The sequence below is a fragment of the Xanthomarina sp. F2636L genome (assembly GCF_026410195.1).
Lineage (GTDB): Bacteria > Bacteroidota > Bacteroidia > Flavobacteriales > Flavobacteriaceae > Xanthomarina.
Map to the genome: position 1 here is coordinate 175,541 of NZ_JAPMLM010000055.1, position 12,650 is coordinate 188,190.

Consider the following 12,650-nt stretch of genomic DNA (forward strand, 5'->3'; position numbering starts at 1 on the left):
TTTTTATTATTTATAGTTTTAAATCAAATCAAAACATGCAAACAACAGAAAGTCTTTATAACATTTCAATTAATAGTCTAACAGGAGAACCTATAGATTTAAGCAGCTTTAAAGGGAAGAAAATTCTTTTTGTAAATACAGCATCCGAATGTGGGTTTACGGGACAATACGAAGGTTTGCAAAAGCTTTACAATACCTATCAAAATAAATTGGTAGTTATAGGAGTTCCATGCAACCAGTTTGGAGGTCAGGAACCAGGATCAGCCACAGAAATACAATCCTTTTGTAAACAGAATTATGGGGTTACTTTTTTAATGACAGAGAAAGTAGATGTTAAAGGAAGTAATCAACATCCTTTGTATGCGTGGTTAACAAAAAAGGAGTTAAATGGTAAGAAAAACTCCTCGGTTAAGTGGAATTTTCAAAAGTATTTAATAGATGAAGAAGGTAATTATATTGATTACTTTTATTCAATTACCAAGCCTAACAGCTCAAAAATCACAAAGTTACTATAATGAGTAGAGCTGTTTTAATTATTCTGTTTTTAGTCATTAATTTTTTTGCATTAGGTCTTGGGCGTTGGTTTATGGGATCTGGAGCAACATCTGATTGGTATTTGGGTTTAAATAAAGCACCTTGGACACCTCCTGGCTGGGTTTTTGGCGCTGCTTGGACTCTTATAATGGTTTGCTTTTCTTTTTATATGGCAAGTTTGGTGAAGAGTCATGTTAATTATTATGTAATAGGTTTGTTTGTCCTGCAATTATCTTTAAATATCTTATGGAATTATGCTTTTTTTAATCAACATTTGGTGGTAATTGGACTCATTATCATTGTTGTTTTAACGCTAGTTGTTGCCTTTCTTTTGTTTAAATATATGGCGGTTTTACAATTAGAAACCTGGTTGATTGTTCCATATCTGGTATGGTTATTAATTGCCACAAGTTTAAATGCGTATATTTTTTATAACAATTAATTTAATTCTAGTAGTACATGAATTTTTCTACAAAAGGCAGAGTTTACACGCTATCTTCAAAACAAAAATTACCCATTTCAATCGATGACGCTTGGGAATTTTTATCAAATCCTAAAAATTTAAAAACTATTACACCAAACTATATGGGGTTTCATATTATCTCTGGCGCAGAGAAACCAATGTTTGCTGGACAGATTATTCAATACATTGTTACCCCTGTGTTAGGAATTAAAACTCAATGGGTAACCGAAATAACGCATGTTACAAATAAAAAATATTTTGTCGATGAACAGCGTTTTGGTCCCTATTCTTTATGGCACCACAAACACTTTTTAAAAGAAATTGATGGAGGTGTGGAAATGGAAGATATTATTGATTATAAAATTCCGTTTGGCTTTTTAGGTAGATTAGTACATCCAATTTTAGTAAAACCAAAACTCATCGAGATTTTTAACTATCGTACAAATAAACTAAACGAACTCTTTGGGAAATTATGCTAATAACTTTTAATATACATGGTACTTTATAATTCTAAATTTAAAACCAATCTCTCTCAATGGCAGGTAGTTAATGATGTGGTTATGGGAGGCTGCTCTCATGCACAATTTGCTTTAAATAAGGCTGGTTTTGGCGAGTTTTCTGGACACGTTTCTTTAGAAAATAATGGTGGATTTTCTAGCGTTAAATACAGCTTTAGTCTATTAGATGTGGATAACTATGATAAAATTCATTTAAAATTTAAAGCTGAACCATGTCGATTTCAATTCCGATTAAAATCTAATATCACCGACAGACATTCTTATGTATCCTACTTCAAAACGTCCGGTGATTGGCAAGAAATTGAATTTGATTTAACTGAGTTTTATCCAAGATATCGAGGTAGAAATTTACAGCTCTCAAAATATCCAGGTAAATTTTTGGAAGAAATCGGTTTCTTAATCGCTAATAAAAAAACTCAAGACTTTAAATTGGAAATTGCTCAGATTTGGTTAGAATAATTTTTAAAATCTTTAAAATAAAAAGTGTATTACATCGATACTTTTGCAATTTTTTTTCATTTCATCGTAAAATTATTTAGTTCATAAGATTTTTTATGAAGCAATACTTCTAAATATATAGTTTTAAACGAATTATATATTTAAAGTCTCATGAGAAAGCTATTGTTTATTTTAATTATCTCTTGTTTTTTTAGTTCTAATATGGAATTATTGGCACAAGATTCAGCTAATGTTTTGGAAGAAATTCCATTCGATTATATGACTAGAAGTCCTATTTATGATTATTCTGAAAAACAGTTAAATAATACGGACACCATTCCTAGTTTTCAGACCCAAGAAAATAAATTAAAAATTACTGGTACTATTTTCCAAAGTGACGGTGTAACCCCTGCAAAAGACGTTATTCTTTTTATTGAACAACCAAACGAAGATGGCGAATACGATTTAAAATTTGAAAACGATAAACGCTATGTAAACCATAGAGCATGGATTAAAACAGATGCTAACGGACATTATACATTTTATACTTTTATTCCGGGGTCTTACAGACATAGTAAGGAACTTAGGCACATTCACCCAATAGTTAAAGAAGCAGGAAAACCAGAATATAAATTAAATACTTTAATATTTGAAGACGACCCTTTTTTAACTAAGGCATGTAGAAAAAGATTAAATAAAAAAGGTTTTACTAGTATCCTTACTACTTTAAAAAAGGAAGATATGTATGTCTCTAATTATAATATTATACTACCTGAAGCACTAGCTGAAACCAAATAATTATCAAAATTTAATAAAAATAAAAGGCAAGTAGAAAAAGTTTTCTACTTGCCTTTATTAGTTTATATGCTTGATGAAATTTCAATAACCATAAAGTATTTATGGTGAATAAAGCTGGCAAAAAGTTTTTTTAATCTTTTAATTACAGTTTATAATTATTCTAATTATAATAAAACATACCATAAACCATTATTATTTAATAATTTACCGGAATTGTGCTACTCAAAAATTTACTATCTTTCAGCATCCCTATTTTTAGTTAATAAGTCAAAACCTTTTTTTAAGAAGAAAAATATCTAAGGACCTTATAATTAAATATATATTAAATGGAAATCATTAAAATTAAAACAGGAGAGCAAGTAAAACTTGCGGTAAAAATTAGCTCAGATGCCAACGTAGGCTCGAATGTGAGCCTTAACGATGTGGTTATTAGAAAGAGTACCATTACTAATTTTACGGTGTCTCTAGGAAGTATAGACCAGATAGATGGCAACATCTTGTCCGTTGTGTCCAACTTTTTTGCTCATAGTAAGATAGATGCTATAATAGAAACAACGATAGTTGAAATTACTATCTCATCAGAAACAACGAATGTAAATATTCTAGCTGAAAAAGTTAAGCTCAACACCATGTTGTTTATGGCTTTTATAGTATTAAAATTAGAAAAGGAATAGATCATGAAAACACAACTAACAACATGTATTGTCTGTTTGATGTTTATTATTGGTCAAGCACAACAAATAGATCTAAGCAAGTTTACCTTATCTAATGGTTCTAGTCCTGCCTTTATTTTGGTTGGAGAAACCCCAACTGAAATTTATACACCCGAGAATCTAAAAGCACTAACCTTGCATGTGCAGGAGAATTTTGGTGAAAGTATTTCTATAGAAGCTACGCCATATTTTCTAATCAATCAACAACGGAAAGATCGTACTTATCAGAAGTATATTGGTGTGTTACATGATCCTAAAAGTGATGAAATTGTTCAAAAGCCATTTAGCGGTCTCAACACCACAACCATATCATTTGCTTATGTGGACAAAGAGTTTGCAGGTTTGGAAGGTGAGCATAAAACCTATTCTTTAGGGATAAGAACAACGGTTCTTCGGTTTTATAACAAAGACAAAGTGCATGCCAATACAATTGGAATGGCAACTGCTTTATCCAATATTACAGTTCCAAGCGAAGTGTTACTACAAGGAGAAGAAGCCATTCAAAACTATTATCAAGAGCATCAAGATGAAATTAACGCACTTATTGAACCTTTTCAGAAACAAATCAAACCCTTATTCCGATTAGATGCAGCCATGGGTTATAGTGTCTTGTTTAAGGAGAATAAAACAAACTCTGGAACAGCAAACCGTTTAGGAGTTTGGTTAACAGCAGAAACAAGTTTGATTCTTAATGAAGGAAGTGAAGCCAAAACAAACAACTATTTTAATTTTTTACTTACAGCACGTTATATTGAAGATGGTTTTAATGCCTTTGCAAATAACTATTTTACCAGTTATTACAGGGATCTTGGTGGAAAACTTGAATTTGAATTCGGTAAAGTAGGTTTTGGTTATGAATATATATCCAGAAATGGAGTAATTAATAGCGAACGTTCAGTTGGAAACATCCGGTTTACCATTACTAAAGATATAAGTATTTCGGGTGGTTTTGGGAAGGATTTTGAAGGTCCAGATGGTGAGAACCTTCTTACTATTATTGGGATAAATTGGGGTATAAATACAGGGAATAACAAAGTAAGCCTTAATTAATGTCTCATCTAGAGGCACCTGTTTCATGAAAATAATCAAGCTTAAATGTTTAAGAAATCCTCATACTTTACGTGTTTTATTTATAACATTAATTATTTTCACTTATCTTTGCTTTCTTCAATATGATAATAACATTTTAAAGTAGATACTCTATGTATCAAATTTTCTGATTTCTTTGTTTTAGACATCCCATATAATCTTAAAATTAGCATCTAAAAGGAATTACATCTTTAAACTATTATCATTTAAGTATCTATAAGTATTTGAGGATAGAGGCTAACTATAAACTTATATTAATAGCTATTGAAAACAATTTTTAAATTAAAACAAAACAAATGATTAAAAACTTAATTAATAAAATTTTTAAACCAAAAAACGTAAATCAAACCAAAGAAGGAACCGTAAAGTTTTTTAATAATGCTAAAGGCTTTGGTTTTATTACAATTACAGACTCAGAAGAGGAAATTTTTGTGCATAAAAACGGACTTAAAGACCGAATTCGTCAGAATGATAAAGTCACCTTTAATGTTGAAAAAAGCCCTAAAGGACCAAATGCTGTAAATGTAAAAAAAGCATAACCAACAAACATAAATTTTATAAAAGCTGTCATTTTTTGATGGCTTTTTCTTTTAATAAATAAAGATACTAGTTCTAGCAATCTCCTTTAAAAATATATCTTTATAAATGGAGATACATCACGTGCAACTCTAACTATCTTTGCAGAAAATAATTAGATGTCACAAACGTTTTCAGATTTAGGAATTAAACAACAAATACAGAAAAGTTTAGCTGTTTTACAGATTTCTATACCTACAGATATTCAACAAAAAACAATACCAGTTCTTCTCAATAATAAAGAAGATGTGGTTGCCATTGCAAAAACTGGAACGGGAAAAACAGCTGCTTTTGGTTTGCCACTATTACAGCTAATAGACGTTGAGTCTTCTAACATACAAGCTATTATACTAGCTCCTACAAGAGAATTAGGACAGCAAATCTATACTAACTTAGTATCTTTTGCGTCCTATAGCCCAGAAATATCGATTGCTCCTCTTTTTGGTGGTATTCCAATAAAACCTCAAATAGAACGCTTGCAGACAACAACACATATTATTGTGGCAACTCCAGGACGTTTGGCCGATTTAGTAAGCAGGAACGCTATAGACATCAAAAATATCTCTTACTTAGTATTAGATGAAGCAGATGAAATGGTGAGCGCATTAAAAGAAGGTCTAGATAGTATTATCAAAGAAATCCCAAAATCTAAAAGAACGTTACTTTTTACGGCTACTATGCCAGGAGCTGTAAAACAGCTGGTTCAAAACTACATGTCTAAACATGTGATTCATATCGAAGCTGATATGAAAACCGTTGGTCATCAAGGAATCGACCATCAATACGTGGTAGTTGAACCTATTGAAAAGTTAGAAGTTTTACTTCATTTTTTAAACTCTAAAGAAGAAGAAAGGGGTATTATTTTTTGTAAAACAAAAGCAGCTGTTAATAAATTAGCTAAAAAATTGGCCATTAATAAGTTTTCTTCTGGCGCACTTCATGGAAGTTTAACTCAAGGAATTCGGGATCGTATAATTGAGCAGTTTAGAGAAGGACATATCGATATTTTGGTAGCAACAGACTTAGCTGCTCGTGGAATCGATGTTAAGGAAATATCTTATGTGGTTAACTATCACTTACCGGATACTTACGATGCTTATGTGCATAGAAGCGGACGTACAGCAAGAGCAGGAGCTAAGGGACTTTCTTTAACGGTATTACAACAGGAAGAAGTTGTGGATATTGCAGACTTTGAAAAGGAATTAGGAATTACCTTCAATCAGTTTGTAAAAGCAGATGCACAAAGTATAGAAGAAAACAATGGTTTACTTTGGGCTAAGAAAATCTTTAAAACCAAACCCAATCGAGAACTTACTGAAGCGTATAAAACGAAAATTAGAACCATTTTTCATCATCTAACCAAAGAAGAATTAATCGAAAAAATGATTGCCGATTACTTCTCTCAAACAAACTTGGGTAACTCAAAAGCTGATAAGGCAAAAAACAAATAGTCCTCATGACAAACAACATCAAAGATCAGCAGGATATTTTAGCAAAATTAAATATTCATCAGTTAAACCCAATGCAAGAGGAGGCTATTTCGGTTATCGAAACAACTACAAACACGGTTTTGCTATCTCCAACAGGTTCTGGAAAAACATTGGCTTTTTTATTGCCTCTTATAAACTCGCTTAGCTTAGATTGTAAAGACATTCAGGCTCTTATTTTAGTGCCTTCACGAGAGTTAGCTATTCAAATTGAACAAGTGGCTAGAGACATGGGTTCAGGCTTTAAGGTGAATGCCGTTTATGGTGGTAGACCCATGTCTAAAGATAAAATTGAAATCAAACACGAACCAGCTATTCTAATAGGAACTCCAGGGAGAGTTGCAGACCATTTTAGAAGTGAGAGATTTTCCTTGACCAGTATCAAAACATTAGTTTTAGATGAATTCGACAAATCTCTGGAAGTGGGTTTCGAGCAAGAAATGAAAGAAATTATCGGTCAACTTTCTGGAGTAAATAAACGCATTTTAACTTCAGCAACTCAAGGTGTTAAGATTCCAGAATTTGTAAGGTTGGATCATCCCACAATGATCAATTATTTAAACGATGATAAAAAATCGAAACTAACCATTAAAATGGTGTTGTCTCCATCTAGCAATAAATTACAAACCTTATTAGATTTACTTATGCACCTTGGAAACCAACAAGGCATTGTTTTTTGTAATTTAAGAGATAGTATCGATTTGGTAAGTAGATTTTTAGAGAAAAACAAAATCAGTCATACCTGTTTTTCTGGTGCTATGGAGCAAAAAGACAGAGAACGTTCTTTAATTACCTTTAGAAATGGTACTAGTCAGGTTTTAATTGCAACAGATTTGGCAGCTAGAGGTATTGATATTCCTGAATTGAATTACATCATTCATTATGAACTTCCAAATGCCTTAGAAGAATTCACCCATAGAAATGGGAGAACAGCTAGAGTAAATGCCAAAGGAACTGCCTATATTTTAAAATGGGAGAAAGAATTCCTACCCGAATTTATTGGCCAAATAAAAGCAGAAGATATTTCTAAAAAATCTCCTTTAAAACCGCAATACTGGGAAACCTTATTTATTTCTGGTGGCAGAAAAGATAAAATCTCTAAAGGGGATATTGCAGGTTTATTTTTTAAAGAAGGCGGATTAAATAAAGACCAATTAGGAACTATAGAATTAAAACAGGATTGTGCCTTTGTAGCTGTTCCTCTTAGTCTTTCAGCTACTTTGGTTGACAAGCTGAACAACAGCAGATTAAAAAAGAAGAAGGTTCGTATAAGCATTCTATAATTGTTTTATTTTTAGTTTCATACTTATAGTTGTTCATTAGTAAATAACACGTACTTTTGCGCCCTCAAATAAAATTTGGTATGAAGCGTATAAATGAATATAAGAAACTCTTTGGAGTTGAAAACGACCTTGAATTAAAGACTTTAAAAAAAACTTACCGCGACTTAGTGAAAGAATGGCATCCAGACAAATTTCAAAATGGTGACGCCTTACAGGAAGAAGCAGAGATTCAAAGCCGAAAGATAATTGATGGGTATCATTTTTTAGTAAGTATGGCACCAGAAACTATTGAAGCTAATCTAGAAGCTTACACAGAAACAATTACCAATTCTGGGATTGCAGATTATACTCATAAAGGTTTATTATTAGAAATTACCTTTGTAGATGGCTCTATTTACGAGTATTTTGGAGTAACTAAACCTGTCTATATTAAAATGATTAATAGTGATAAAGTAAACCGTTTTGCAAAACGTAATATTTATCCTAATTATACCTATAGAAAAACTAAAAGAGTTTTAGAAAACGCTTAATAAGATCATACTAAAGATAAACGTATAATATGTAAAAGGGAACAAGTTCAAAAAAACTTGTTCCCTTTTTTATTATAAATTAGCAATCGTATCCTTATTACTTTCTCCGTATCTTGCAAGAATATTTATAACCGCTTGTATTAGCATGTATAAAATCATTATTTAAAAAAATTATGTTGAGTTATTCTGTTTATTTAAATAAAAATACCACCAAGTGGGTAACCTTTATTCACGGAGCAGGAGGAAGCAGCTCCATTTGGTTTAGACAGATTAGAGCTTTTAAAGAAGAATTTAATATACTATTAATTGATCTTAGAGGACATGGAAATAGCCAAACCATGATAAATCAAAAAAATATTAAAAAATATACCTTTGAAGTGGTTTCAAACGATATCTTAAAAGTTTTAGATCATCTTAAAATTGAAAAGTCTCATTTTATCGGAATTTCTTTAGGAACTATATTAATTAGAAATTTGGCAGAGAGCAATCCGGAAAAAGTGGAGAGTATGGTTATGGGAGGCGCTATTTTAAAACTGAATACGCGATCCAAATTTTTAATTGGTTTTGGAAATATTTTTAAATCTGTTGTTCCTTATATTTTTTTATATAAGTTATTTGCATTTATAATAATGCCTAAAAAGAATCACAAAGAATCAAGGTCCCTATTCGTTAAAGAAGCAAAAAAATTATATCAAAAGGAATTTAAAAGATGGTACAAATTAACAGCTGAATTAACACCATTGTTAAAAGTCTTTAGAATGAACGACATAAACATCCCAACGTTCTATGTTATGGGAGAACAAGATCACCTATTCTTACCTGCCATTAAAGAAGTTATTTCAAAACATTTAAGTGCAAAATTACATATCATAAAAAACTGTGGACATGTAGTTAATGTAGAGCAACCCATTGAGTTTAATGCGGAAGTCCTTTCATTTCTTAAACTCTATAGCAAATAATGAGATTCCTATTGTCTGATTTATTTTTCAAATAACTAATCAACTATTTTATTAAAAACATTATGTATCCCATGGAAATGTCTTATTTCGTTTTCAATACACAATTACTCTCAAAAACAGTTTTTTTTATCTAATTTTATACCTAATTAATAATTTTTTCATTTGTAGTGAAAATCATTTTTAGATATCTTGATATAATTAAAAGACGATATTAAATTTAATGCCCTATGAATATAACTGCTGCATATACAGATCTTTATCAACTAACTATGTCTCAAGTCTATTTTGGGACAAAACCCGACGGGAAAGCAGTTTTTGATTATTATTTTAGAAATAATCCTTTTAATAGTGGCTATTCAATTTTTGCCGGATTGGAGGATATTTTAGATTTTCTGGAAAATCTGGAGTTTACGGCTTCAGATATCGCATATTTGGAACAGCATGGTTTTAAAAAAGACTTCTTAGATTATTTAAAAAACTTTCGTTTTCAAGGAACTATTTATTCATGTAAAGAAGGAGATGTTGTTTTTCCTAATCGTCCTATTTTGCAAGTAGAAGCTAATATTATCGAAGCACAGATAATAGAAACTCTTTTATTAAATATTCTTAATTTTCAAACCTTAATTGCTACAAAAGCTAGTCGAATAAGATATAGTGCAAAAAATGCTATTCTATTAGATATGGGCTTACGTCGTGCTCATGCCACTGGCGGATATTATGCATCGAGAGCTGCTGCAATAGGCGGTTTCGATAGTACCAGTAATGTAAAAGCAGCCGAGGATTATAAGATTCCTTCTTCTGGAACTATGGCACATTCTTTTATACAAAGCTATGAGAATGAGTTAGATGCATTTCGAGATTTCGCTAAGTTGCGTCCTAAAAATTGTGTGCTTTTAGTTGATACCTATAATACGCTTAAAAGCGGACTTCCAAATGCCATAACAGTAGCTAAAGAGATGGAAAGTAGAGGGGAAAAGTTATTGGGAGTTAGATTAGACAGTGGAGATTTATCCTATTTATCCAAAAAAACACGAAAAATATTAGACGATGCAAATTTGGAATATGTAAAAATTGTGGCTTCTAATCAATTGGATGAATATGTCATAAAAAGTTTGAAAGAACAAGGAGCGTCTATTGATATTTTTGGTGTTGGAACAAATTTAGTCACAGGAAAACCAGATGCAGCCTTGGATGGAGTTTATAAATTATCGGAATTTAATGGCGAACCAAGAATTAAACTTTCTGAAAACATTATTAAAGTTTCTCTTCCTTTTAAAAAACAAGTGTATAGAATGTTAGATAAAAACGGAATGTTTTATGGTGCAGATGCCATAGCAGGTTTTACTGAAGAAAACGTGACGAATATGGAGCATCCATTCGACTCTAGAAAAAGTCTAAATCTCGATCGTTTTACACATGAACCTTTGTTGGAAAAGGTTATGGAAAATGGAAAGCGAATAAAATCTCCACGAACGGTATCGGAAATTGCTGCCTACTCGAAATCTCGTTTAGAAAAACTTCCTGAAGAATATAAGCGTTTTCAAAACCCACATATATACAAAATTGGTCTGAGTATACAACTAAAGCAAGAACGAGACAAGTTAGTCCAAAAACATAGATTCTAAAGTTATTAATATGAAAACACTTCTTATAATTGATGTTCAAAACGACTTTATGCCTGGTGGTTCATTAGCTGTTCCTGAAGGAGATAAAATTGTTCCTATTATCAATAAAATGCAACATAAATTCGACTTGGTAATAGCTTCTCAAGATTGGCATCCAAAAGACCATATTAGTTTTGCCTCAAATCATCAAGGAAAGTCTACGTTTGATGAGATAGAGCTTCATGGAAAACCACAAACCTTATGGCCAGATCATTGTGTACAAGGTACGGAAGGTGCTAAGTTTCATCCAAATCTTGACACCAAAAAATGGGAAGCTATTTTTAGAAAAGGAACCGACAAAGAAATAGACAGTTATAGCGCTTTTTATGATAATGGCCATTTAAAATCCACTGGATTAACAGGATATTTAAAAGAAAAAGGAACGACACAACTTTTTCTATGTGGACTAGCAGCAGATATCTGTGTGTACTTTTCCACTTATGATGCTTTTAAAGAAGGTTTTGCATGTTTTTTTATAGATGATGCCTCACAACCTTTAAACTCTAAAGATTTTATAGAATTAAAAAAGAAAATGACATATTTGGGGATTCAAGTTATTACTTCTGATGAAATTTAAAATATATTTTCAACAGAATCAGACTTACTCATAGGAACATATAACTTGATTAAATAAAGCATTCTGTCTTCAAGATTATTTTTAGTATATTTACTTCTAAGTAGTTTATAATCAACAAAATAAATGTCATGAGTAATTATCCTTTAGTTGGTTTTCATTTTCAAGTAGAATGGGGTGGAAACAGAATTGGTTTTTCTGAAGTATCTGGACTTTCAGTAGAACACGAAATTATTGAGTATAGAGATGGAGCTTCTCCAGATTACAATACCATTAAGATGCCTGGAATGCGTAAGTATTCGAATATCATTTTTAAACGAGGTGCGTTTAGAGGTGATAATGACTTTTTTAGTTGGATGAACTCCTTTTCTCTGGGGCATATTGAAAGACGCGATATCACCATTGCCTTGCTGAACGAAGAACACAGACCTATAATGGTTTGGAAAGTTAAAAATGCTTGGCCAATTTCTTTAAAGTATGCAGAACTTAATGCCATGAAAAGTGAAGTACTGATTGAAAGATTGGAGATTGCTCACGAAGGACTTAAAACAGAGAACTTATAAATTCATGAATTTGCCAAGATCCACATATCCACCACTTAATATGCATTTTGCTGTTGATTTTGATTATAAGGAACTTAGGGATGATAAAAACTTTCAATCTGTTCAAGGCCTAAAAGTTAGAGTTTGTGAAAACGAGAATAAAAAAGGTACTTATGTCAAATTTGATAATATAATTTTAAAAAGAGCGTATCAACCGGAATCTCATCTTGTAAAATGGTGCATGGATACCATTAATAATCATAAAATTAAACCCATTAATTTAACTGTAAAACTCTTAAACGCAGATCATGAGATTCTGAGTGCGTGGAATATAGAAAAAGCAGTTCCAGTTGCTTGGGGCGTTGACGAACTACATGCCCAAGACACTAAAATACTGATTGAAACTATAGAACTTTCATACCTGCGCTTTAAAGTGTTAACAACTAAAAGAAACGTCAAATCTCCCATTCGGAAAAAGTAAA

At 31.6% G+C, this 12,650-nt stretch carries 16 protein-coding genes; all 16 read left to right on the forward strand.

Annotated features, from left to right (window positions below):
• Window positions 1–35 precede the first annotated feature (35 nt).
• The 16 genes from OS191_RS01875 (at window position 36) to OS191_RS01950 (ending at window position 12,649) form a co-directional block, all read left to right on the forward strand.
• Entirely contained in the window at window positions 36–515 is a 480-nt protein-coding gene (locus tag OS191_RS01875; RefSeq protein ID WP_267154284.1) for a glutathione peroxidase, read from the forward strand.
• A complete protein-coding gene (locus OS191_RS01880) occupies window positions 515–976 on the forward strand; it encodes a TspO/MBR family protein (RefSeq protein ID WP_267154011.1) in 462 nt (153 codons plus the stop codon). Before OS191_RS01875 ends, OS191_RS01880 begins: the two co-directional genes overlap by 1 nt.
• A 17-nt stretch (window positions 977–993) precedes the next feature.
• Window positions 994–1,476: an SRPBCC family protein gene (locus OS191_RS01885; RefSeq protein WP_267154012.1), complete on the forward strand. Its 483-nt coding sequence runs from the start codon at window positions 994–996 to the stop codon at window positions 1,474–1,476.
• A gap of 15 nt (window positions 1,477–1,491) precedes the next feature.
• On the forward strand, window positions 1,492–1,974 hold the full coding sequence (locus OS191_RS01890; protein WP_267154013.1) for a CIA30 family protein: 483 nt from the start codon (window positions 1,492–1,494) through the stop codon (window positions 1,972–1,974).
• 150 nt (window positions 1,975–2,124) lie between these two features.
• Window positions 2,125–2,751 carry a peptidase associated/transthyretin-like domain-containing protein gene (locus tag OS191_RS01895; protein ID WP_267154014.1) on the forward strand — a complete coding sequence of 209 codons (627 nt, stop codon included), beginning with the start codon at window positions 2,125–2,127 and terminating at the stop codon, window positions 2,749–2,751.
• A gap of 326 nt (window positions 2,752–3,077) precedes the next feature.
• Window positions 3,078–3,425, forward strand: coding sequence for a hypothetical protein (locus tag OS191_RS01900; RefSeq protein ID WP_267154015.1), 348 nt, complete (start codon window positions 3,078–3,080; stop codon window positions 3,423–3,425).
• A 3-nt stretch (window positions 3,426–3,428) separates the two neighbouring features.
• Window positions 3,429–4,514, forward strand: coding sequence for a hypothetical protein (locus OS191_RS01905; protein WP_267154016.1), 1,086 nt, complete (start codon window positions 3,429–3,431; stop codon window positions 4,512–4,514).
• Window positions 4,515–4,873: 359 nt separating this feature from the next.
• Entirely contained in the window at window positions 4,874–5,092 is a 219-nt protein-coding gene (locus OS191_RS01910; RefSeq protein ID WP_267154285.1) for a cold-shock protein, read from the forward strand.
• Window positions 5,093–5,248: 156 nt separating this feature from the next.
• Entirely contained in the window at window positions 5,249–6,580 is a 1,332-nt protein-coding gene (locus OS191_RS01915; RefSeq protein ID WP_267154017.1) for a DEAD/DEAH box helicase, read from the forward strand.
• Window positions 6,581–6,585: 5 nt separating this feature from the next.
• Entirely contained in the window at window positions 6,586–7,899 is a 1,314-nt protein-coding gene (locus OS191_RS01920) for a DEAD/DEAH box helicase (protein WP_267154018.1), read from the forward strand.
• A gap of 80 nt (window positions 7,900–7,979) precedes the next feature.
• Entirely contained in the window at window positions 7,980–8,429 is a 450-nt protein-coding gene (locus OS191_RS01925) for a KTSC domain-containing protein (protein WP_267154019.1), read from the forward strand.
• Window positions 8,430–8,602: 173 nt separating this feature from the next.
• On the forward strand, window positions 8,603–9,388 hold the full coding sequence (locus tag OS191_RS01930) for an alpha/beta fold hydrolase (protein WP_267154020.1): 786 nt from the start codon (window positions 8,603–8,605) through the stop codon (window positions 9,386–9,388).
• 227 nt (window positions 9,389–9,615) lie between these two features.
• Window positions 9,616–11,013: a nicotinate phosphoribosyltransferase gene (locus tag OS191_RS01935; RefSeq protein ID WP_267154021.1), complete on the forward strand. Its 1,398-nt coding sequence runs from the start codon at window positions 9,616–9,618 to the stop codon at window positions 11,011–11,013.
• A gap of 10 nt (window positions 11,014–11,023) precedes the next feature.
• Window positions 11,024–11,629: a bifunctional nicotinamidase/pyrazinamidase gene (gene pncA / locus OS191_RS01940; protein ID WP_267154022.1), complete on the forward strand. Its 606-nt coding sequence runs from the start codon at window positions 11,024–11,026 to the stop codon at window positions 11,627–11,629.
• 128 nt (window positions 11,630–11,757) lie between these two features.
• Window positions 11,758–12,189: a phage tail protein gene (locus OS191_RS01945; RefSeq protein ID WP_267154023.1), complete on the forward strand. Its 432-nt coding sequence runs from the start codon at window positions 11,758–11,760 to the stop codon at window positions 12,187–12,189.
• A gap of 10 nt (window positions 12,190–12,199) precedes the next feature.
• The gene (locus OS191_RS01950) at window positions 12,200–12,649 is read left to right on the forward strand and encodes a phage tail protein (RefSeq protein ID WP_267154024.1); all 450 of its coding nucleotides are present in this window, start codon (window positions 12,200–12,202) and stop codon (window positions 12,647–12,649) included.
• The last annotated feature ends 1 nt before the right edge of the window (window position 12,650 follow it).

What these genes read in the sequence shown, in the direction of transcription:
- OS191_RS01875 (WP_267154284.1), top strand. Translation starts at nt 36, where the DNA reads ATGCAAACAACAGAAAGTCTTTATAACATTTCAATTAATAGTCTAACA.
- OS191_RS01880 (WP_267154011.1), top strand. Translation starts at nt 515, where the DNA reads ATGAGTAGAGCTGTTTTAATTATTCTGTTTTTAGTCATTAATTTTTTT.
- OS191_RS01885 (WP_267154012.1), top strand. Translation starts at nt 994, where the DNA reads ATGAATTTTTCTACAAAAGGCAGAGTTTACACGCTATCTTCAAAACAA.
- OS191_RS01890 (WP_267154013.1), top strand. Translation starts at nt 1,492, where the DNA reads ATGGTACTTTATAATTCTAAATTTAAAACCAATCTCTCTCAATGGCAG.
- OS191_RS01895 (WP_267154014.1), top strand. Translation starts at nt 2,125, where the DNA reads ATGAGAAAGCTATTGTTTATTTTAATTATCTCTTGTTTTTTTAGTTCT.
- OS191_RS01900 (WP_267154015.1), top strand. Translation starts at nt 3,078, where the DNA reads ATGGAAATCATTAAAATTAAAACAGGAGAGCAAGTAAAACTTGCGGTA.
- OS191_RS01905 (WP_267154016.1), top strand. Translation starts at nt 3,429, where the DNA reads ATGAAAACACAACTAACAACATGTATTGTCTGTTTGATGTTTATTATT.
- OS191_RS01915 (WP_267154017.1), top strand. Translation starts at nt 5,249, where the DNA reads ATGTCACAAACGTTTTCAGATTTAGGAATTAAACAACAAATACAGAAA.
- OS191_RS01920 (WP_267154018.1), top strand. Translation starts at nt 6,586, where the DNA reads ATGACAAACAACATCAAAGATCAGCAGGATATTTTAGCAAAATTAAAT.
- OS191_RS01925 (WP_267154019.1), top strand. Translation starts at nt 7,980, where the DNA reads ATGAAGCGTATAAATGAATATAAGAAACTCTTTGGAGTTGAAAACGAC.
- OS191_RS01930 (WP_267154020.1), top strand. Translation starts at nt 8,603, where the DNA reads ATGTTGAGTTATTCTGTTTATTTAAATAAAAATACCACCAAGTGGGTA.
- OS191_RS01935 (WP_267154021.1), top strand. Translation starts at nt 9,616, where the DNA reads ATGAATATAACTGCTGCATATACAGATCTTTATCAACTAACTATGTCT.
- pncA (WP_267154022.1), top strand. Translation starts at nt 11,024, where the DNA reads ATGAAAACACTTCTTATAATTGATGTTCAAAACGACTTTATGCCTGGT.
- OS191_RS01945 (WP_267154023.1), top strand. Translation starts at nt 11,758, where the DNA reads ATGAGTAATTATCCTTTAGTTGGTTTTCATTTTCAAGTAGAATGGGGT.